We start from the raw sequence: 22,429 nt of genomic DNA, 5'->3' as shown, positions 1-22,429 counted from the left end.
ATCCATCTCCGCGTTATTCCGCCTGGTTGCTCCGCAACTTGGTATACTTGTTATCATAAGTAGCCTCGGGAAAACGGTCTGACGACCCTTCCAGCAAAGGCTGCTGCTCTTCTCCCTTCAAGTAACGGTCAAAGAAGGCCAATGTATATGATCTTGTAATGTCCACATTATGCTCTGGTGTTATGCCTTTGGCAAACAGTTTAGGTGAAATTAACGGAATATCCGTGAAACTCTGATGGAAGAAATGATCCACGGTCAAGTAATACGTGTCATTGAGACTGCTTGTCATCACCCGATCCAAATCCGTTTCAAACTCGGGATAAAACACTTTATCCTTGGCAGTGGCGTTCGGGTCAAAACTTTTGGCTGTTCCACCTGACATGATATACATAAACGGCTGTTTCAAGGCTGTAGTGGATACGCTCCCCCAGAATCCGCCTTCCAAACTGAGTCCTGCTTTGAAACGGCTATCCTGCGCTAGTGCTTCCGCTGTTGTCGCACCACCATAAGAGTGACCAAAGATACCGACATGATCCAGATCAAACTTGCCTTCGAGCAGTTGATTCGGATCATGTTTATTCCACTGGGTGAGCGTATCCAGTACAAAGCTTGCGTCAGCTGCACGAATGCCAACACCTTCTATATTATGTTGATACACTTCCTCTGACGTTAGATCGTCAGGATCCGGCTCATACGAAGCAACATGTCCATCCGGGAATGTCACTTGAGCTGAGGTATACGGATGGTCGATCCCAACAACAATGTAGCCGTGGCTTACCAGTTCCTCAATCGCGGTCATACTTTGAAAGCGTGCAGAGCGTATTCCAGGTGAAAACAGCAATACTGGATACTTGCTCTGTGCGGCAGACACCTCAGCGCCTTTGACCACATGCGTGGGAATCGTATCAAGATAACTGAACACCACCGGTGGAATGCCAAATACGAGACTGATCGCCTCTCCCAACTCGGCAGGATAATGCTCTAGCGGTAATCCTTTGGCTGTTTCCTGATCTACAGGATACCAGACATTAATCATAAGTTCTCGCTTATCACCCGCTTCAGCCGTCTTGGTCTCTTCCCGAGATTCATCCGTTAACTGCTGCGAATAGGTGCCTATGGCGAATGAACCTGTCGGTTCAGGCATCGTGAATGCAGGGAAAAGCGACGTTAGCACCATTGAACCTGCACTGAGAGCCAGCACCAGAATAGATGCCAAGATGGTTTTGAACCACGAACGACGTTTCGGTTTTTGTATGTTCTGCATATTGCGTCCGGACTTCCACAGCTGAATCGCCAATACAATCAGTAAAACAAGGGCTACGATATAGGTGGGCAACAGCTGCACACGAAAACGATCGATTACCCCATGCAATAGAATAACCAGTGCCAATGCCGACAACGTACCCACTTTCACTGCCCGACGTTTGGGAGCCATCAATATGACTACTGCGCTAATAACCGTCACAATGACCAAAATCCATTCCAAAATTCTCATCGACTTACCTCCAACATGTTGTAATACATCAAGGATAAACCTTGAAGTATACTTCAAGGTCAAGGTATAAAAACGAGAAATTTACAATCACGAATTACACATGCAAAAACCCGATAAACGACGCGGCCGGAAGTAGCTTGTACGTCAACATTATCGGGCTGTATTTATCGATTTATTCTTTCACAGTTACCTTCGTTCGGGGCATGGTGTGCATTGCACCAGCAGTAACATGGACCTGTACGATATAGACTCCGGATTGCTCAAACGTGTAGCTTGCTTCGTATAATCCTTCACCTGCTGATTTCGCGGTGATGGCTCCCTTGGCTTCAAGCTCTTCTGCACTCATCATGCCTTGTTCCAGAGATGGTGCCTCCGGTTCATCCTCTTCATTCCAGATCTGAAGCTGCACACGGTCCGCATCATTCACAGGCTGCCCCCCTTGTGTAAGCTGGATCTGCAAGGCAACATTTTCCTTAATGGACACCTTGTCCGGTACCATGAGCTTCACCTTGATCATCTCCGGCATCTCACCTGACTGGGACTGCTTCTGTTCCGAACACCCTACGATCAGGAGGGTCAGAATGATGAAGGGCATGAACCAACGGACTTGTCCGCTCATCAATCATCTGTCCTTTCTTATGAAGAAGATTTTGGTGTTTTGCCAATTCCCCACAGCATAACAATAATGATGATAAATGCGATCAGTGCAAGTAACGGAATTGTGATAAAACCAAACCAGTTCAAGTAATCGGTATAACACGGAATTTGTCCGCATGCCACTGAACTGCCCGTAGCCGAGTAAATACGCTGAATCGTTACATGGTATAACGAGATTCCGCCTCCAATGAAACTAAGGGGAAGAACATACTTGGTAATTCCCGCGTCATCCTTGAAGTAGGCAATGCCCAGTAAAATCGTTAACGGATACATGAAGATCCGTTGGAACCAGCACAGATCACAGGGGATGTATCCCTTAATCTCACTAAAATAAAGACTGCCCCCAGTCGCAATGACTGATACGGCCCAGGCAATAAACAGACGGGTATCAATATGTTTTGCCCGTCGCTCAGGCTTTGAAGCTGTGTCCATCCGCTTGAACCCCCTTTTCCTGTTTGATCATACCGAATAATAATACAACATACATGACTCCAACGGGCTAGTGAATCAGATTATGTACAGTCCACCACCGTACCGTGATCAATTATACGTTACGGCGAGGTTGCTGGCTCCCTTGATTATACCAAATTTTTGAATATTTTGATGTGGCCTTTTTGCGTCCATGTGATGCAGATTGGATTGCAGGTTCACCAAGTAAGATGAAGGTAAAGGCGCTGAAATGAAAACGAAAAAAGCTGCCGTATGGGGCAGCTTTTTTCGTTCTTCTTTTTATAAATAGTGATTACATGGATTTAGTCAGTGTGATGGAGCCATCTTTTTGCGCCCATTTTACATCCCAGCCAAGAAGCTCAGCGATGAAACGCAGTGGCACTTGTGTACGTCCATCTTTGTTAACAAAGACTGTTGCGCCCACATTTTTCTTCATGCCGTTCACTTCCATAACATTGTTGTTCACCCAGAACTTCAGTGTATCATTGCCAGCCATTACAGTTACTTGTTGTGCTTTTTTATCCCATTTCACGGTTGCACCAATTCCTTCGCTCAAGAAGCGCAATGGAATGTAGGTTGTGTTTTTCCAGAGCATTGGCGTGGTGTCCATGTTGGTTGTTTTGTCATTGATTTTCAGCGTTTTGCTGTTCAGCTGCATCCATACAGTTGTTGTCTCTGTTTCAGGCATTGTCGGTGTAGTGGGTTGCTCTTGGAATTTATCATTGAATTGCGTGACAATTGCATTACCCAAGGCTTGACCTACACCAAACATAACTTTGAATCCTTCACGGTTGGTCGTGTACGAACCTCCGTAGTTAGCCGCAGCGTATTGATCCAATACTTGTTGTACTTGCTTCTCATGTGTAGTCAATGCTTGCTGTCCGGCAGCTTTTGGCAAGTTACCCGCTGTTGCGGAATCCAGGAATGTCGCGAACTCCGTTGTGAATCCGTCAATACGTTTCTCGACAGCTGCACGAGCGGTTGCATCATTGTTTTTAACGGCTGTTACATAGTCGCTTTGTGCATTCACGTGGTTGGTTACCCAAATTTTCTCGAACGCATTGGCACCGTCATTACCGTAAATGGAAGCGATCGCTGCTTTGAAATCCGCTGTGTTTCCAGCTTCAGCTGTAACCAGTGCATTGGATGCTGCTGTGCGGCCATCATATTGTTCTTGCATCTGCAGAGCCGACAGAGCGAAGTGCTCGGAAGCCAAGTGGTTCAGTGCAGATCTCAGATCAGCTGCTGGTGTGTCCGCTTTGCTATTCTCGAATTTCTCAGGCATTTGTGTTGTGATTGCTGTGGAAAGTGCTTTACTCACGTCGAACATTTCTTTGAAACCTTCACGGTAAGCTTTGTATGCATCTGTATAGTCACCTGCTACATATTCATCAAATACTTTTTGCACGAGATCTTCATGTACTTTCAAAGCATTTTTAGCTGCCGCTTTTGGCAATTTGCCTTCCGTTGCGGTGCTGAGGAATGTAGAGAATTCTTCTACAAAACCGTTAATATTATTCTGTGCCTGTTTGATTCCAGCCTGGTTACCCATCTTAGTTGCTTTCACAAGATCATCTGTATATTTGTTATGAGCGCGGAAGATACGTTCGAATTCTTTGGCTCCTGCATCACCGTAAAGGGAAGCGATTGCCGGCTGCATATCCAATGCATTTTGGTCGAGTGCTTTGTAAGCTGCGTCTGCATCTTTTGCTCCGTCATATGCCTTCGCCATTGCGGTTACTGCGAGTGCAAAGTGTTCGGATAACAGGTGATCCAGGCTCGCTCTCAGGTCAGCAGCAGGTGTATTAACACTTGCCTTCATTGTAGTCATTGGTGTCTGTGGTGCTGCAGCAGCCCCGGCGATTCCTGGCATTAATAACGTCAAGCTCAGCATGGGTGCGATAAATTTCTTCATTTTCATTTTCATTACGTGTTCACTCCTCGGTTAGTTTTGTTTATCCTTTGTTTCCTCGTCGTCGTCTTCATAGGGTGTAACGCAGGGTTCTTCAATCTGGATCACCTTTCTGGGCAAAAAAAAATTGCATCCTCCGTCCAGGAAAGCCGCAAATACGCGCCACAACAAGGTTTATCTCAAATTTAAAATTTTAAAATTATAGTGATTCGCTCCATTCAGCACTGCATACATACTGTAAGTGAAGGACTTTATTTTCCTTAATTTATCAATAAAAAGCTTACATCCAAGGTAAACTTGAAGTACAATGAACAGAACAATTGATTTCAATGAAGGAGGTTCATCGCATGACATTGCTGCCCTATATTTTAATTATTGGCATTGCCCTGTTCGGTGGAATTGCTACCATGATCATCGGGAATTCGAAAGCGAATCAGACCAGCAACCCCGAATATGATCGCAGGACCAAGCAAAATCTGAGCAAACTTACTTATGTATACGTTGGTGCCATCGTTCTCGGCATAGGCGGTTTCGTCCTGTATTTAGTGAACTGAATAGCGCTTACTCTCAGCAAAGTACATGTCTGAACTTTTCGAGTAATTTTAAAATTTCGTTGTACATATGGGATGGTTTGGCGAACCATTCCCCTCTCTCTTATGATGGCCAAGAGTCCACGTATCACCCACAAATGAATTTGTTCATAAAGACTTTTCCTGCTGAAAAACTTACCTTCCTGCGTGTATCCCTGCTCAAAATCATCTACATTCTCTCCCATTTCTCTCTCCTTGCTTCTCCAACATCTATAATGTGAATGCTCTCCTCTGTAAATAACAAATTCCAAATGCCAAGATCCTTACACATGTTTACAAGTTGGAGATAATTCAGAATTATTCTGGATATGTTCAGCGGGTAATATAAAGCCATAAGGACAGCAAGCCATTTTAAAAAACAAAATATATAAGTTGAATCTGACTTTTACACCATAACGGAGAGGGCAGAACCAATCTGAAGAAGCGTAGCGTTCGCCTTTATCCCCGGATTTCCCCCTTATAAAAGGATTCAAGAAAATCTGGGGATAAGAGCGATCGGAAGTTGGTACTGCACTCGGAGTGGTAAGGTGTAAATCCCCCAAATCAACTTATATAAACTAAAGGAGAGTTATACACATGAAGAAAAACTTCAAGAAATCCGCAGCAACGATGATGGTACTGGGCATGACATTAACAGGAGCAACGGGCGTATTCGCAGGTACACAGCTGGAGAAAATCTCGGCATATCTCAACCATGGGATCAGCTTCAATGTAGACGGTGCGGCGTACTCACCAACGGATGGTAACGGCAAGAAACTGGCTCCAATCACTTACAACAATTCAACTTATCTGCCTGTACGTGCCATTGCTGATGCGCTGCATGTACCTGTATCGTATGACGGTAAAAAAGGACAGGTGATCATCGGCGAAGCTACAAGCAATCCTTCTACATTGAGCAATGTGAGCTATAGTGCAGCGCAAAAAGAAGCCATTCAAAAGGCGTTTGCACAGTTCGACGGCTTCGAGACAGCATACGCTCCTCAACAGATGATTGCAGGTGATACGTTCAAAAGTGTAGGTGCTGGCGGCGATGGAGTAAGCTTTACTTTTAATCATATGAAAGTGGATGTGTCTCCAAGAGACTATTCGGACGGTTACAATAGCAAAGACGTAAAACTGTCCAATGGTGTCACAGCCAAATGGTACACACCCGATCAAACGGGTATGCTCACGTTCAAACTGGATGATCGTTATGTCACAATAAGCTCACCTGACCATAAGCTGTCTCAGGCTCAGTTGCAGCAAGTTGCTGTATCTGTGCAAAAGGTTCAAGGCAATGATCAGGGCGTTACGGGCTTCGCTGATGTGAAATATACCCAAGAACAGTCAGCCGCCATCCGCAAAGCCTTTGCGAAATTCCAAGGATTCGAGACTGCTTACGCACCACATCACATGATTGCCGGAGATTCATTCAAAAACGTAGCTGCTGGCGGCGATGGTGTAAACTTTGTCTTCAATCACATGAATGTCACTGTGTCGCCTAAAGACTATTCCTTCAGCTATGACGGTAAAAATGTTAAATTGCCAAACGGCGTTACCGCCAAATGGTACACACCGGATCAAACCGACATGCTGACATTCAAACTGGATGATCGCTATGTAACCCTTAGCTCGGCAAATAATGCATTGACTCACACACAGCTGGAGCAAATGGCTGTATCTGTGAAAAAAGTGAAATAAAGGCTAATTCTTAGAAAATCAACTAACATAAAAATAAATATTTATATCAAGACACATTGAAGTTCTCTATAAACAAGTGAGACTTCGATGTGTTTTTTTCTTATGTAAAAATCATCTGTACGGTCAGACAACAAATTTCATTATATTGATCCAATAAATGCCCAGAAGCACAGCTATATAAAATTTCAGCTGTACTTCTGAGCATCTAGGATTAGAAATTATTTTTGTCAAAAGGGCCTGGAAGTTTCAAAGTGTAGACAAGTGTAGATTCATCTTCCTTCGTTGGTATAATCATGGTCAGAACACCATCTTGTAACGCCTGCTCTGGAATCTTTTCCGTACTGATTCCCCACCTCGCTTCTGGCATGTCCGTTATGGAAAACATCCCAAGCACCTTGGTATAGTCCTGATTGGTAAACAACACTCTAGTTAGATCCATGTAATGGAGAGTAGAAGTTGATAAAGTCAAAGTTCGGTCAAAATTCAGAACCACACCGTCAATACGATCCGGATAAAATGATTCCAATGACTTTGTATTGATCTGATCCAACTTGTACATATCCCCTACTCTTTCCATTCGCCGGGCACTCGCATGAAAAGCAAGGTTTTCTGGTGTCATGACTGTACTCGTATTACGCTCATCATCACTAATTAATAATTCTTTGTTACTCCAGTAAGCCTTCGTTTCAGACACTTTGAGCCCCAAATCCTTGTTCCATTGTCCCAAAGGAATAAAGGTCTGGTTATAGAGTGTCAGCAATTTACTTGAGGATCGAGCCACACTGGAAGAACGCTGTCCACGACTGAATGTGATTTGGTCCTTACCCAATACATATTGAATATGAAAAGCCTTGGCAAATTCCTCTAGAGGAACATAATGTTGCCCCTCCAAATAAAATGAAGGTTGTCCCTTATAATTCAATACTCCCTCTCCGGACTTGATGGCTACGGGTTGTAAAGGAAAGAATATGCCAGAAAATTGAAATGAATCCCAGTAGCCCTTCCATTCTCGGTATGTATCATATTGCAGTTTCAGATGTTTATTCTCTGAAATGATATATAGAGAGGGAGGAAATGAACCTGGAGCTGAAAAATACTGTTCAATAATGTATTCATCCTCTGTTATCCACTGAACACCCTCTGTGCGAGCACGATAGGGAGAATCATAAGTTCGAATCAGTTTGAGGGTCTTTAGGTCATATAAATGAACCGTGGACGATTCCATCTTACTATCCAGTCCATTCTCAGTAACCAGTATCAGCGTTTTTCTTTCTGGTGAGACAGACGTATGAACATAGCCAATACGATCTTTCAGAAGTGTTATTTTCTTTCCATTCTTGGTCGCAACAACAGTCCAATCGGATTTGCGGTCTCTTGTGTTGGTTTGTGAGATATTCAGATTAACATCTGTACTTGCCTGAAAAGCTTTGGTAGACAGCCCTGTCTTTATGTCATGCTTCATCCAAAGCTGTTTCACCTTGGCTGTCTTTCCTTTGGCACCACCATATTCAATATAGTTACATTGGTACTTACTTGTGCAATATACACCAACGTTACGGGTTTGCGGGAGTGGTGAGATGGCATAATCCGTATCGGTAAAATCCTTCTCAAGCAAAATTTGCCCGCCAGTATATACCTTGTTGCCTGTAGTCATGGAATAGTATATTGGTTTATGTTCTTCTTTTACATAAAGCGTATAAAATATCCCTAATTGTGGCTCCAAGTAAATTCTATTTTCACCTTCATGTACCTTGCGAAGAGAGTTGCTACTGTAATCATACTCATATAAGACGTAATAATATTGATTGTTATCCGTAGCATAGTAAGTTATGTAACCCTTTAAGCCTAGTGGTGTATCGGAAACAATTGTATCAGAATGCCCTGAAGTTATCGTTGAGCCCGTATAAATTTGGGGGAGAACTGCATTCTCGGTAAAGTGATATTCATTCACCTTTCTTTCACCTGTATCAAAACTCGTTCGGATGGTTTCTACAACAACCTCATGTTCTCTGATCGCAAAATTAATGCTGTGCCTCACACGTTCCTTTAAAGAAGTGGTTGCGGATTGCGTGCTTTGCTTGTTGGTTTCAGGGCTAGAAGCTGCAACTGTTAGTCCGGGTAAGGAAAAAAGCATAACGCAAGCCAACACAGTAACTAAACAAATAGATATTCTGGACATACTTAACTCCTTCTCTAGTAATGTATATTTTATGTGACCTGTTAAGTATAGAACTTCCGACCTAAACATTCATTACATTTACTTCCAGTTCGCAGTCGAAGATCTATTTTTAAATAACGTTTACACCTCCAAATCCGCTAAACGAATCACTCTCCGATAGTTCATGTAATCGATCATATCCTCCCAGTCCAACTCACCTGCATTACCATCACGATAGTATACGGCCGCAGCCGGTAGGAAGCCGACCAACGGTCCCATGCCACCACAGATCATCGCGCCACCGTCGCCACCTTTGAGCATCATGTTTCCAGATCCATCAAGCGTAAGCTCATAATTATAGGGATCTCCAGCAAACTGGACACCAAAAAAATTGGGCAGTTCCAGATCATACGAACGGTCATTCTCAACTACTAGAGAAGGGTCCGGCTCTGCCGATTCATCCACAATTCCCTCCACCTCTTCGAGGCTTCCAAAATGCTTCAATTTCATCGTGTAGTCGAAGCTGTCTCCCCATGGAAATAACGTGCGGCAGCCCCCTCCGTACAGATACTCCCACTCATCTTCAGTAAGCAAACCAAAACCCGCTTTTGCTTCTTCCTCGATGAAATACTCCAACGTCAAATCATCATTGAACCAAAATATCTGTACTGTCTCACCTTGACGAACCAAACGAAACTCTTGATGCAGTTCATACTGATTCAGATCGGACAGCTTGAATTTCTCCAACTCTTCTGCAAAATAGGAACTCTCTTGTGCCATCGCTTCAGCTTCCGTCACTTCACTCCAGCCAAGTGAGTGGTTCCTGCATTCCACCAGCATGGGAGCAATGTGCACTTCCCTGACCGGAGACATCTGGCTACTTAAAAAAGAATCCACGTCTTCCACACCATACTCACTGACCGTCTCTAATAAATCGGCTGACGTTTCTTCGTTCATTCCATCCTGCCAGCGATCCCAGCCGAGTGTCACCCGATCACCAGGCACAAACACAAATCTCTGCTCATCATACGAAAATACACCTGTCTCGATTCGCTGACCGAATCGTTCAAATGTCTCCAAGCCTTCATACTTCATACCTGTAGGAAAATGACTGACCATCACACGCAACAATTCCTCTTTTTCCTGAGCAGACAGCCCTTTCCATGCATCTCGATTCAATGGCCCCATATACTCATCCACCTTTACTTGTATCCCTATACATTAACCTTTATAAAGCCCTAACGGGCCTTTCCTTATTTCCCTGCGGCCTTTAACAGCTCTAACAGCAACTCTTTCCGTCTTCCCTCAGCCTTGCGTGCCAGCGTTGCAAGCTTCGCTACCTTGCCCCAGATCGGATACAGCACATGCTCCACTTCATAGGTTTCCATTCCTTGCAGCGATTGGACCAGAAGTTCAAGCTTCTCCTCATCCTCCAACTCTGGCTGAATCTTCAGCTTCAGGGAATCCGTAGAGCGACGCAGGCAGGTAACTAATGCAGGTATGGAACTGGCCGTTACACCATGTGTCTCAGCAAAGGCAACGGTGAATTTATCCTGTACCAACTGGTGCTCATCATCCACTTCACCCATGTAATATTCAACCAACGGGAAATACCGCTCATCTGCCAATCCAAGTCCGAAGGTTGCATAACTGCCTGGCATACAGTTCTTTTCACCCTCTGTATCCGCATAAAATTCGAACTCTCCAATCGCTGCACGTGCATATTCTTCAAGCAGCGGACGCAGCTCCGGGTACTCCAGCGCATTTGCGAAAAATCGATGGGTGTCAGACTTCGCAAGCCCTTTAACAGACAGATACTGCTTCACGCTGGATTTGAGCTTGATCTTGTAACTTTTGGGGAAGCCCTGCTTTAGCAAACGGGTGATAAAAGCAATGGCCTGTTCGTAGGCAGCTACTTCTTCCTTGCGAATGATGATAGTAATGATCGAGAACACATCGTTGGCTGTGCATTCCATCTGCTCATTTTTTACATGAATATCTTCCTTGGCATAGGTTCCGCTACCTTCCGTCATCATACGAACCGCACGGCTACTACCCAATTGTTTGGCCAGTTCCAAGAAAGTAAGGCCTTTCGGTTTACTGTAACTAGGCTCATAACGAAGAATCATCACAGCTGCATATAGCAGCAGATCGATAGGCTGTGCCACCTGCTGCCCATGCTCGCTCTTTGGCTGGTCCTCCTCCAAAGAAGCACCTGGCTTAAGTGTATATACATTGGCGCTGTATGCAGAAGGCTGTACATCAAAGTAACGTGGCAAAAAATGATTCTCCGCCCAAGACGTTATCGCACGAATAATATCACCACGATGCTCCGCCAGAGCTTCCTGACGCCCTTTATTTAACTCCTGTATGCGATCATATTGCGCTATAGTCCACGCTACGTCCAGTTCAGGGAACAATTTCGGGTCAAGCAGGTGACGCGTCAAAAAAAAGGATTCCAACGGCTTTGTTGGATATGAACCTTTTAGCAGCTTATGGTCTACGTATGTATGAATGCGCTCAAGCAACTGCTGCCTTTTCCCTTCGTTGATATATTCGAGCATGGTCACTTGCAGCTTTCCTTCTGTCGTTGGAAATTTCCCGCGAAAGGTAAACCGATAATCGATCAACGGTGTATCCACCAGCTTGTCCAATTTCTCTTGAACCACTTCTACAAGCTTGGGCTGGATCTCATTTCGTACCTGTTCCTCGGTAAAGGGACCGGGATTCTTCGATTTCAATCCCTCATCCAATCCAAGATCCACACTGTCTACTGTAGTCCGTCCAGGTCTGTAATCCAGCAAAATATCATTAAAAATCCCCATTTGCAGCGTAGTTCGCTTCACAGCCTTTTCCAGGTCATCCCGCTTCAACTGTTCACTAAACCATTCTTCAATGACCTCAATCATCTCTTCCATTGCCTGATCATAGAGTGTACTCATGCTTCAACCGCCTTCCCATTTATCAGATCATTCCTCAAACCATCTATGCTAAAAATTACGTATTGATGTTCGTATATTACCTATTATCTTACTCTCTCACGCATCTGCGAAACAATAAGTCTTACGCACGGTTGTACGCAGAGAAATTAATGGATAAGCTCTTTCGTACATGTCTAAGCATTCCGCATACAAAACAAAAACACCGGATTCAGGCGACTTTCCGCCCAAATCCGGTGTATTCACGAAATACCTCTTCCTTCTTGTATTACTTTAGTATAATTCATCTCGTAAATCATTCAAGGTATTAATTAACTGTTTTGAACCATTCATTGACTTCCGTTGTGATTTGATCGCCGCCCATGGATTTCCACTTCGTTACGAACGCGTCGAATTCATCGATGCCAACCTGACCGTAAATGATTTTGCTGAACGTATCTTTCTCCAGCTTGTCGAGCGCATCTTTCTTCATCTTCATCGTATCCGTAGGTGCACCCGTAAATTTGTTCTTGATTGCATCATCCTTATGAGCTACCACGACTTGAGCCGCAGCAAATACTTCAGGTTTGTTGGCAATTTTCGTATTTTTCTCGAAAGGTGTTTCTGCTTCCTTACCTGTAGCGAGTTCTGCCAACGTATCCATCATCAGGTTAGGAATACGGGCACCATCATAAGTAAGTGTATACTTCAGCGGGGATACGCCGTCTTTCAAATCAGCTTCACCAAGCACTTTGCCATCTACAATATCAAAGTCATATCCTTGGGCAAAGCCATGTTCGAACTCCCCACCCACTTCTGGATTAGCGAAGTTATCAAACAAATAATTTTGATACGTGAAGAATATTTCTGGGTTTGCCATATCCTTGTTGATCAACACGACCCCGTTGCTAGCACCTGAACCGTGGTGATGGCTCTCGCCAGTCGGTCCGGTTGGAAGGGCAATTGCTTTGTAGGTAGCGCCGTCCACATTTTTCTTCACATCATCGATCGGCCAGTTCGGCATCCAGTGCGGTCCCACAATGATTCCCGCTTTGCCTGCTGTAAACAATTCAGCCGCCTTAATCTCATCATATACGCCGGCTTCCTTCGGCAGATAGCCTTTGGACAACCAGTCTTTCATCGTTGCAAGTCCTTCTTTCACACCCGGTTGAACCGAGCCGTATTCCAGTGTTCCTTCTGCATTCAGATTCCACTGTCCTGGCATCGTGTTATACATTCCGAAGATCCAGCCAGATTCAGTCATCCAGGTATTGAGGGCATTTTTCATGCCGACCGTCAGACCGTACGTATCTTTCTTACCGTTACCATCCGGATCCTGATTCGTAAATGCATCCATCACCGTAACGAGCTCATCGATCGTTTTTGGTTCTTCCAGTCCAAGCTTCTTCAGCCAGTCTTCACGGATAAACATTACCGGGTCTCCGTTGTAAGCATAGTCAAAGATCGGAACGCCATACCGTTTACCTTCATACATGTACGGGTACCACTCTTCCGGTGCGGATTCAGCAGCCCCTTTCCATGTGTCAGATGCATACTTATCGAACAGTTCACCTGCATCGGCGAATTTACCCGACTCAATCAACTCACGCACCAGATTGTAGTCACCACGGATGGAGACGATATCCGGCAGCTCTTCATTAGCCGACAGGGAGAGACGAAGCTTCGTGTAAAAAGCATCATTGGTCACGGATACAGCCCAAGGTGTGGTCAGATCGATGCCCAAACGTTCTTTGGCCCATTTGGTGTGCACGTTGTTCTGTGCAGTTTCTCCGTTCTTAAACTTTGTATCATCATTCCAGGCTCGCAAATAGCTCATCTGAACCGCAGGTTCATACTTACCATCTTGCAGCGCAAGTGGTGCAGCCGCTTCCTTGGATGGTTCTTCCTTTGCCCCCGAACTGCATGCCGTTACGGCAACCATCGTCAGTGCAAGCAATGCAGTCATCATTTTTCTATACATGAAACCCCTCCTCAATCACTTTGAATACCCTTACATGAAAAGGATAGTGCAGCCGGGGAAGCAAACATATATCACAATTTCAATGTTCATATTGATTTGTTAACCGTTCCGAAAATCCTGCGGGGTCAGGCCATAATGTTTACGGAATACTTGAATGAAATAAGGGGTATTGTTATATCCCACTTCCTGACCGACTTCATAAATCTTCATTGCCGTGTGTTTCAGCAAGTGAACAGCACGTTCCATCCGGGAACGGATAATGTAGTCACTAATGCCTTCACCCGTCGATTGTTTATACATTTTGGACAAATATACCGGGTGCAGATGAACCTCCCCCGCAATAACTTGCAAGGAAAGATCTTCTCCCAGATGGTGGTCAATCCATTGCTGGACCTGTCTGATCATGTTCGATCCACTTTCCTGGCCCGTATCGGTTGTGCTTAGAGCCCATTGTTCCATCACGCTCCGGGTCCATGCTTCCAGACTCCGAAGTGACACGCCGTAGCCGTCCTTCAACAGTTGCTGATACTGCTCACCAAGGACATCGGACAACTGTCTGCCCTCCCGATGAGCCATGTAGGAGAATGCGGCTGCGAGATAGTGAAAAGCAACATAGACATGCTCCGGGAACACACTATCCGATAACTCGGCAAAAATCGCATCAATCTTGCGATTGGCGTCCTCCATCCGTCCTGCTTCCAGCAGTGCGGTCAGTCCGGGTGGCTCATACAGTGCCGCAAGTGATTTCAATGTTGATCCATGGGAGCCGGCAGCCGCATTGAGATGCAACCCTTTGCCTGCTTCCGCCTGCTTGCGCAAGGCACTTACAGCTTGATGGTAAAGCTGCGGAACTTGCTCTGGAAAACGGCCTATCCGGCTGACTGATAGTGAAATCGTCGCGTTTAAATACTGCTTCACACTGTGAAGCAGCCGTTCTCCGAGCCGCCCCATCAGCAGTTCCGGTTCAGACTGTGCCTGTTTCGGACTTGCCATGAAAACGAGATCATCATACGCATCGTCCGTATGGCAGAGATGATAGCTGCTGCCAAAGATTTCTTCCACGACGTTAGAGATGGCGTATTTCATTAAACGGAATGCCTTGTTTGTTGGCTGTGGGTCATCATAGCGGATAAGCAGCAGCTGCATTTTGTCCTGGGGACGGAATCCAATCTCGAATTGCTCCAGCTTCTCCACAAGTTCGCTCTCTACAAATTTATGTCCAAGCAGCACATCCTTCATTAATCCCGCCCGCTTCTCCGGTAAATGTTCTCTCACCGAATACATGGCGCGCTGGTGCATCAACTGTTTCTCTCCCTCCAGCCGAATCTGGACGGAGGCCTGCTGCACGGCTTCAATCAACTCCTCATCCCGCACTGGTTTCAGCAGATAACTCACTGTTCCATGACGGAGTGCCTGCTTCGCATAATCAAAGGATGCATGTCCAGATAAAATGATACATTTGGTCCGCTCCCACTTTTGACGAATATGACTCACCAAATCCAGACCAGACAAGCCCGGCATACGAATATCGGTGATGATAATATGGACCTGATGTGCGGCCATTTGCTGCAATGCCTCTTTCACCGAGTACGCCTTATATACGTGCCCAATCCCATGTTCTCTCCACGGTATGGAGGCTGCAATCGATTCCACCGCTGAATGTTCATCATCCACGACCATTAGATTCATCATTAGGATATTCCTCCTCAAACCATCGTATTTCCACACTGAGACCCCCATAAGGGATCACTCCAAAATGAAGCCCTGAAGAATGACCATATCGTGTAACGAGCCGCTGGTGTACATTCCAGGTACCCGTGCCTATTTCTTCACCCATCGGTTCATTGATTTCTCGCTCAAGACTAGCAATCTCTTCCGACGTCAAAGTAACACCGTCGTTATCGACAAACAGACTGTATCGTGTGTATTCCCTTCCATCGATTTGCTCTTGTGCTGCCATACCTGTAACTACGATGTGACCGCTACCCTCCATCGGTTCAATGCCGTGAATGACTGCATTCTCCACAATAGGCTGGATCAGCAGCCTCGGAATGTGCTGCTGCATCAGTTCTTGCGGTACAGCGATCTCATACGACAAACGGTTGGTGCGCATCTGTTGGATGGACAAATAATTGTCCAACAACCGGATTTCCTCTTCCACGGTCGTCATATCGTTCTCATCACGTGTGATGTAGCGATAGTAATCTCCCAGGCTGAGCGACATGGCAATAACCGCTTCGCGGTTGCCGAGCTGCGTCATATTTTTAATATAAAACAGACAATTATACAGGAAATGAGGATTGATCTGTGATTGCAGATGCTTCAACGTCGCTTCCCGCGAGCGAATGCGTTCCTCGTATACCTTTTCGATCAGCTCCTGAATCTGCTCGGCCATGTGATTGAAGCTCTGCGTCAGATAAGCGAATTCATCCCGGGAGTGATCGACCGGAATTCGTGTGGACAGCTGTCCTTTGCGAATCTGCTGCAATCCTCTCATCAGACGTTGTATCGGCACCTGTACCTTTCGGTATAACAACAGGGCAGCGCCAATACTGAGCACGAGCAGCAGCAAAATCGAGGTTATAAACATATTTCGGCTCTTGTCCATCGGCGTAAGCAAATCATCCAGTACAACCGGGTTAACATAGATTCCGTTTAGTTGTTTGGAGAGCACATAACTGACCAAGTACTGCTTGCCCCCCACCTCCAGCTGATGGTTGCCTTCACTATCCAATTCGGTTAATGGCATGTCCCGCATCACCGCTTCCACGAGCTCGGGGTCCGCACTCCGATTTAACAGAGGCTCGTTGCCAGGGACGAGAAGAAAGGGATCTCCTCCCTGGGCCTCCTTGAAATCATCCAGCATGGCAACAATGTTCATCGGGTCAAAATCAATCTCCATCACCGTTCGTACATCCGTGGTCACAGGTTTTTCATTCCACTCGTAGTTATCCGTAAAGAAATAAGTGAAGCTGCCTTCGTTCAACTGCCATCGGCCTGGCTGTGGAAAGTTTAACATCTTCTCATTGAAGACCGTCCGGTTGGACATGGTGGATAGGACCAGCTCTGCCTGAGGCAGAACAATGGTAATATCGTTCTTCCAGCGGCTGGTGGACTGGTATAGTGACAATTTGTCGAGAATATCGAGATAGATGCTGTTTTTCTCATATTGGCTGGTCGATTCTGTCATGTAACGATAGTGTAGAATGCTTGGATCACGCAGTAAAGTCAGCCCATAAAGCGAGAGCTGTTCAATATTTTTATCCACCTGAGAGCTAAAATAGTTGAACTGGTTCAAGCTGGACTGTTGCTTCTCCTCGACGATCATGTCCACGTTCGCCTGATTCGCGTAGGTATAGAGCAGCAAGATGGGTACCAGCAAGCAGACCAGCAGCATGACTGTTTTTGAGAATACTGTAAATTTCATTGCTTCACCCTGTCCCGGATTAAAGTAAAGATACACATCGAAGTCCTATTTTATATTGAAACCCCTTACATATCTATACTGAATTTCAAATGAGTCACTATTCGGTATACGTTTTTAACAAGTTAATAAATCAACATCCGCCTTGAAATGTTGTTCTATAGCCCGCTCGTTTCCATTGCTATAATTCAGTTGCTCCACTATTTGCAGAGGCTTACTAGCCTCATTATGCAGAGGCTGGACGATATAAAGGAGGGACCTGATGGCTATGGAACAACCACTAACGACCAATACGCCGGTGCGGCAGGCAACACACAATCCACGCAAACGTACCCGCTGGAATTTCAAACGCAATTGGCCGCTGCATCTGATGCTGCTGCCTTCGGTATTGCTCACATTGCTGTTCGCCTATGTGCCTATGGGCGGCATTATTATTGCGTTTCAGGATTTCAAACCATGGCTGGGATTCACCGGCTCCAAATGGGTAGGATGGGATAACTTCCGATTCATGTTCGAATATCCGGATAGTGTTCAGGTCATCTGGAACACCGTACTGATTGCCGCCATGAAGATTGTGGCCGGACTCGTGGCCCCGGTCGTGTTTGCCATTTTGCTGAATGAAGTACGTAATTCCACGTTCAAACGGTTCTCACAGACGCTGGTATACCTACCCCATTTCTTGTCTTGGGTTGTACTGGGCGGCATACTGCTGGACATGCTTTCCCCCGAAGGCGGTCTGATTAACCAGGTGCTGGCGGCTGTTGGCGTTGAACCGATCTTCTTTCTGGGAGATGGCGACTGGTTCCGTGTAACCGTGGTCATCAGTGATGTATGGAAGGAATTCGGATTTGGTACCATTGTCTTTCTTGCAGCCCTTGCGGGCATTAACCCTGCTCTGTACGAAGCTTCCGAAGTTGACGGGGCAACACGGCTTAAGCAGACCCTACACATTACGCTGCCTGCACTCGTGCCGATGATCATTGTGGTGGGAACGCTATCACTGGGGAATATTCTTAATGCTGGATTTGACCAGATTTTCAACCTGTACAATCCACTTGTATATGATAAAGGCGATATTATTGACACGTTTGTTTATCGGATGGGTATTTTGAATGGCAAAATGAGCTTTGCGACTGCGGTTGGTTTGTTTAAATCCTTTGTCGCCATGTTCCTCGTTATTACTGCCTACCGGATGGCTTACAAAATCGCTAATTACCGCATTTTCTAAGGAGGAATTAAGGTGTATCACAAAACGACCGGATACCGTATATTTAACGGCTTCAACCTGTTCTTCATCGCGGCCGTCTCGCTGCTGTGTGTGCTGCCGCTTGTCCACATTCTGGCGGTTTCCTTCAGCGGTAAAGCAGCAGCTTCCGCCAATCTGGTAACGCTCTGGCCGATTGATTTTACAGTCGACGCTTATACCAAAACGTTTGGTAACAGTAACTTTCTTAGCGCGCTCTGGATCTCAGTGCAACGTACCGTGTTCGGTACGCTGCTCAGTATGGTGCTGGTCACCTTAACAGCCTATCCTTTATCCAAGGAAAGTCTGAACTTCAAGGGACGTTCACTGTACGCGTGGTTTTTCATCTTCACGATGCTGTTCAGTGGCGGACTGATCCCTTCCTATATCCTGATTCAAAAGCTGGGACTGATCAACACCATGTGGGCTCTGATTTTGCCGGGCGCTGTGGCGGTCTGGAACCTGATTCTCATGATGAACTTCTTCCGTAACGTGCCCAAAGAGCTAGAAGAAGCGGCGTTCATCGATGGTGCCAACCATATCACCACATTGTTCCGCATCTATCTGCCTGTGTCCATGCCGGCCATTGCAACGATCTCCCTATTCACCATGGTGGGGCAGTGGAATTCCTGGTTCGACGGGTTGATCTATATGAATGACGCAGCCAAATATCCGCTCGCTACGTTAATGCAAACCATTATCGTGCAACAGGATTTCTCCAATATGAATGTCGATGCGACGCAGCTTCAGAACATGTCGCAGCGTACCGTTAACGCAGCCCAGATCTTTATTGGGGCACTGCCAATCCTCCTCGTGTATCCATTCTTGCAGCGTTTCTTTGTAAAAGGAATTGTGCTTGGGGCCGTAAAAGAATAGGGTTCGTATACTAAAACTGAATGCATTCGCATCATTTCATCCCGAGGTTTATAACGCGCCGTTATTTACTTCGGGATGTCTTTCCGCGAATGGCATTGTTATATTGATTAATGAGTTCATCCAGAACCATCGATTGACGAATGACCTCCGGATGCCACAGTTCTTTATGAGCGTTTGCAATCTGGTAGAGCCTCTGTCGTGCCTTTTCGATACATTCCTGAATGGTTTCCGGATTATGCACCATACTCCCGCCCCCTGTTGTCCTTCAATATCCTCCATCCAAAAAAGACCATCTATTATAATATTCGGAACAAAGGGAGCTTCACATTACCCCAAAATCGAATTTATGGTTATTTTTTCTTGTACAGGTTGAAATAAGGATGAGCAATGGACTCAGATGTGGCAAAATACGAAAAAATACCGGATAGGCCTATCAGCCTTATCCGGTATTTTGCTATAGCTACATTTATTGTTCGCAGAAACCTGCACACCATTTCCTTATGAAATATTATGTGGCTAGTCCTCATAGTCTACAAAAAAAACATCATTTAATATGGTTTTTGCTTTCTTCAAATTACGGGAATCCAACTTGTTGAGCATAGACATGATTTCATTCATTTCATCGGTCAATGATGTAGAACTATTGGCCCTATGAGCTTCTGAATCCTCAGTAGTATGCGCCTTTCTTGGGGCGGGTTCAATAGCCTCCTCCTCTGCTTCCGTATGAATCCATGATGTATGCAGCGTCTTTTGGAGAGTGTTGACGAGAAACTGTAACTCATCCTCGTTATACCGTTGCAAGAAATGATGAACCCCAAGATCAATCTGATGATGCAGGCCCTGATGCAAACGATAAATCTCTTTTCCGAGCGATGTGGTACGGAATAGAACTTCTTTTTTGTTATCCGGAAGTGACTCGGTTACGATGATGTTTTGAGACACGAGTCTTCTCGTGATTTTGGAGACCGTCCCTTTGGAGAAGCCGAATTGCTTTGAAATGGTTATGCCGTTTACTGGCTCGAGTGTACCAATAGCATCCAGCACATGCAGCATTGTCACCGTCATTTCTTTGATTAGCTCTTCAACAGCCGGATTAGGACTATTTTGGAGCAACCACTGTTTTTCTTCGTCATCTTCTGATTGGAATCTGATCTGTATATCTTTCACTGCTTCCAATACTTCTTGAATTAAGTGATCTCTATTTTGATTTTCCGATGGGTTGATCATTCAATTTTCCTCCAACGATTGTTAGCTTCATACCAGTATATCAGGGTATGTCCGACAATTAAAGTTTCCTGGAAACAATATTGACAGCAGTAAAGGATTAAACTATGATTGTTTCATCGGAAATTAAAAAGTTTCTAAGAAACAATAAACAAAGCATCATATCTCATCCATTGCGATATGGGTGATCAGGAGGAGATTCAACTGACCCAACATTACGATATTGACGTACTCATCGCTGGAGCTGGACCGACTGGCTCCGCTCTTGCAGTCGACCTGCTTCGACGCGGCCTTCGTGTCCGACTCGTTGACAAAGCCCCTCACGCCTTTCAAGGTTCCCGTGCCAAGGGAGTTCAACCAAGAACCCAGGAGGTTTTGGAGGACTTCGGCGTGCTGGAAGAGGCTCAGTCAGAGGGAAGTTCTTACCCGCTTGCCGGTTTTCATATTGGACCGCTAACTGTGCCTTGGCGCATGCAGCAGCAAAATAAACCAACACCGAGCGATCCGTATCCAAACATTCTCCTGTTGGCGCAACACCGAACGGATGCCATCTTACACCGCCTACTGAAACGTCTCGGCTTAACCATTGAATTTAACAACGGGTTGGAGCAATTCGAACAGGATGCCGATGGAGTAACGGCGACTCTCTCTTCCGGGGAGAAGGTTCGCAGCAGATATCTCGTCGGAGCAGATGGAGGTTCGAGCAGCGTTCGCAAAGGGGCAGGTATCCGATTTATCGGAGAGACTACCGACTCTGACCGTACGCTCATTATTGACGGCTCGATCGACAAACTGTCTCGCAATAGGTGGCATATGTGGCCACGCACACGTGGCACGTTTGTCGGTGCCTGCCCGCTGCCACACTCCGATCAGTTCCAAGTCATGATCAGGCTGGCACCAGATGAAAAGCCTAACCTTGACGAAGCCGCACTGGCCACTCAATTCCACAATCTCACAGGTTTGCGTCTCTACGACATTACCTGGAGTTCGGTGTTTCGCCCCAACGTTCGACTGGCTGAACACTATCGGTCGGGACGTGTCTTCATTGCAGGCGATGCTGCTCATGTCCATACCCCGGCCGGTGCACAGGGTCTCAACACGGGTATACAGGACGCCTATAACCTTGGCTGGAAAATAGGGCAGGTCACTGCTGGGGCACCCGATAGTCTGCTTCACAGCTACGAGGCCGAGCGTCAACCCATTGCCGCTCGCGTCCTCAGCAAATCCAGCGAGCTGTACGCCAAGCTAGACAAAAATCGCCTGGCTAGCCTGAAGCGCGGAGATGAGGAGCGACAGCTTAGACTTTCGTACCATGGTGGGCCGCTCGCGTCTAGCGAAGAATCGGCCACAAAGACCCTTCATGTCGGTGACCGGGCGCCAGATGCTCCCTGCAACGGACCTGGTGGGGAACGGCGTCTGTTCGACATCTATCAAGGGCCTCACTTCACTTTGCTTGCCTTTGGTCCTAACGCTGCCAAGATACTTCCCAAGTTGAACTGGCCGACCAGCGGTGCCGAATTACACTGCTACGTCGTTGATACCGCACACGATTCAGAACAAAACGTCCTCCATGACTCCAGCGGCAAATTGACTCGTATCTACGGCATCACCAGCGACACGCTGGTCATGATACGGCCAGATGGTTATATCGCGAACATCATTACGACCGACTGGCAGGCAACCTTCGACAATGTAGCCAGAATGTTGGCCCCGCCATGTTCCATCGGATCCAACTCGAATTGAAGCTCATGCGAGACTATGAATGCTAGTGCAGTTAATGTATGAGGGTCGTCTTTCAACCCGCCCATATATGTGGCTTAC

The 22,429-nt window shown here is 46.0% G+C and carries 17 protein-coding genes; 5 read left to right on the top strand and 12 right to left on the bottom strand.

What is annotated here, in order from left to right; translation table 11 throughout:
- Nucleotides 1–13: 13 nt before the first annotated feature.
- The 4 genes from BLV50_RS28580 to BLV50_RS28565 form a co-directional block, all read right to left on the bottom strand.
- On the bottom strand, nt 14–1,495 hold the full coding sequence (locus BLV50_RS28580; protein WP_090811331.1) for an alpha/beta hydrolase family protein: 1,482 nt from the start codon (nt 1,493–1,495) through the stop codon (nt 14–16).
- A gap of 172 nt (nt 1,496–1,667) precedes the next feature.
- A complete protein-coding gene (locus tag BLV50_RS28575) occupies nt 1,668–2,114 on the bottom strand; it encodes a FixH family protein (RefSeq protein WP_090811329.1) in 447 nt (148 codons plus the stop codon).
- A gap of 17 nt (nt 2,115–2,131) precedes the next feature.
- Nucleotides 2,132–2,584 (bottom strand): disulfide oxidoreductase, encoded by a 453-nt coding sequence (locus BLV50_RS28570; protein ID WP_064640640.1) that lies wholly within the window; start codon nt 2,582–2,584, stop codon nt 2,132–2,134.
- Nucleotides 2,585–2,894: 310 nt separating this feature from the next.
- Nucleotides 2,895–4,529, bottom strand: a complete 1,635-nt coding sequence (locus BLV50_RS28565; protein ID WP_342671834.1) for a copper amine oxidase N-terminal domain-containing protein — start codon at nt 4,527–4,529, stop codon at nt 2,895–2,897.
- Between the two features lie 332 nt (nt 4,530–4,861).
- Between BLV50_RS28565 and BLV50_RS28560 the strand changes: the two genes are divergently transcribed.
- Together BLV50_RS28560 and BLV50_RS28555 are read left to right on the top strand one after the other, a co-directional pair.
- Nucleotides 4,862–5,068 carry a hypothetical protein gene (locus BLV50_RS28560; protein ID WP_063567093.1) on the top strand — a complete coding sequence of 69 codons (207 nt, stop codon included), beginning with the start codon at nt 4,862–4,864 and terminating at the stop codon, nt 5,066–5,068.
- A 612-nt stretch (nt 5,069–5,680) separates the two neighbouring features.
- Complete coding sequence (locus tag BLV50_RS28555; protein WP_072735582.1) at nt 5,681–6,784, top strand: stalk domain-containing protein; 1,104 nt, start codon at nt 5,681–5,683, stop codon at nt 6,782–6,784.
- Between the two features lie 211 nt (nt 6,785–6,995).
- On the opposite strand, the gene BLV50_RS28550 is transcribed toward BLV50_RS28555, so the two are convergent.
- The 6 genes from BLV50_RS28550 to BLV50_RS28525 all read right to left on the bottom strand — a co-directional run bounded on the left by BLV50_RS28550 (nt 6,996) and on the right by BLV50_RS28525 (nt 17,268).
- Nucleotides 6,996–8,438 (bottom strand): hypothetical protein, encoded by a 1,443-nt coding sequence (locus BLV50_RS28550; RefSeq protein WP_218135448.1) that lies wholly within the window; start codon nt 8,436–8,438, stop codon nt 6,996–6,998.
- Nucleotides 8,439–9,083: 645 nt separating this feature from the next.
- Nucleotides 9,084–10,130 carry a hypothetical protein gene (locus BLV50_RS28545; RefSeq protein WP_090811325.1) on the bottom strand — a complete coding sequence of 349 codons (1,047 nt, stop codon included), beginning with the start codon at nt 10,128–10,130 and terminating at the stop codon, nt 9,084–9,086.
- Nucleotides 10,131–10,195: 65 nt separating this feature from the next.
- On the bottom strand, nt 10,196–11,884 hold the full coding sequence (locus BLV50_RS28540) for a DUF6138 family protein (protein ID WP_072735585.1): 1,689 nt from the start codon (nt 11,882–11,884) through the stop codon (nt 10,196–10,198).
- A 304-nt stretch (nt 11,885–12,188) separates the two neighbouring features.
- Nucleotides 12,189–13,841 (bottom strand): extracellular solute-binding protein, encoded by a 1,653-nt coding sequence (locus BLV50_RS28535; protein ID WP_063567088.1) that lies wholly within the window; start codon nt 13,839–13,841, stop codon nt 12,189–12,191.
- Nucleotides 13,842–13,940: 99 nt separating this feature from the next.
- Nucleotides 13,941–15,533 carry a response regulator transcription factor gene (locus tag BLV50_RS28530; RefSeq protein WP_063567087.1) on the bottom strand — a complete coding sequence of 531 codons (1,593 nt, stop codon included), beginning with the start codon at nt 15,531–15,533 and terminating at the stop codon, nt 13,941–13,943.
- Nucleotides 15,508–17,268: a sensor histidine kinase gene (locus BLV50_RS28525; RefSeq protein WP_063567086.1), complete on the bottom strand. Its 1,761-nt coding sequence runs from the start codon at nt 17,266–17,268 to the stop codon at nt 15,508–15,510. The genes BLV50_RS28530 and BLV50_RS28525 overlap by 26 nt, the downstream gene beginning before the upstream one ends.
- Before the next feature lie 265 nt (nt 17,269–17,533).
- Here BLV50_RS28525 and BLV50_RS28520 point away from each other — a divergent pair, with 265 nt between their 5' ends.
- Both BLV50_RS28520 and BLV50_RS28515 read left to right on the top strand, forming a co-directional pair.
- On the top strand, nt 17,534–18,493 hold the full coding sequence (locus BLV50_RS28520) for an ABC transporter permease (protein ID WP_371129284.1): 960 nt from the start codon (nt 17,534–17,536) through the stop codon (nt 18,491–18,493).
- 12 nt (nt 18,494–18,505) lie between these two features.
- Nucleotides 18,506–19,384, top strand: a complete 879-nt coding sequence (locus BLV50_RS28515) for a carbohydrate ABC transporter permease (RefSeq protein WP_063567085.1) — start codon at nt 18,506–18,508, stop codon at nt 19,382–19,384.
- Nucleotides 19,385–19,445: 61 nt separating this feature from the next.
- On the opposite strand, the gene BLV50_RS28510 is transcribed toward BLV50_RS28515, so the two are convergent.
- Both BLV50_RS28510 and BLV50_RS28505 read right to left on the bottom strand, forming a co-directional pair.
- Nucleotides 19,446–19,628 (bottom strand): aspartyl-phosphate phosphatase Spo0E family protein, encoded by a 183-nt coding sequence (locus tag BLV50_RS28510; RefSeq protein WP_063567084.1) that lies wholly within the window; start codon nt 19,626–19,628, stop codon nt 19,446–19,448.
- A gap of 272 nt (nt 19,629–19,900) precedes the next feature.
- Nucleotides 19,901–20,611, bottom strand: coding sequence for a MarR family transcriptional regulator (locus BLV50_RS28505; RefSeq protein WP_090811323.1), 711 nt, complete (start codon nt 20,609–20,611; stop codon nt 19,901–19,903).
- A 177-nt stretch (nt 20,612–20,788) separates the two neighbouring features.
- Between BLV50_RS28505 and BLV50_RS28500 the strand changes: the two genes are divergently transcribed.
- Entirely contained in the window at nt 20,789–22,351 is a 1,563-nt protein-coding gene (locus BLV50_RS28500) for an FAD-dependent monooxygenase (protein ID WP_256338070.1), read from the top strand.
- Nucleotides 22,352–22,429: the final 78 nt, after the last annotated feature.

The sequence above is a fragment of the Paenibacillus sp. 276b genome (assembly GCF_900107875.1).
GTDB lineage: Bacteria > Bacillota > Bacilli > Paenibacillales > Paenibacillaceae > Paenibacillus > Paenibacillus marchantiae.
This window is presented reverse-complemented; position numbering and strand designations above follow the sequence as displayed.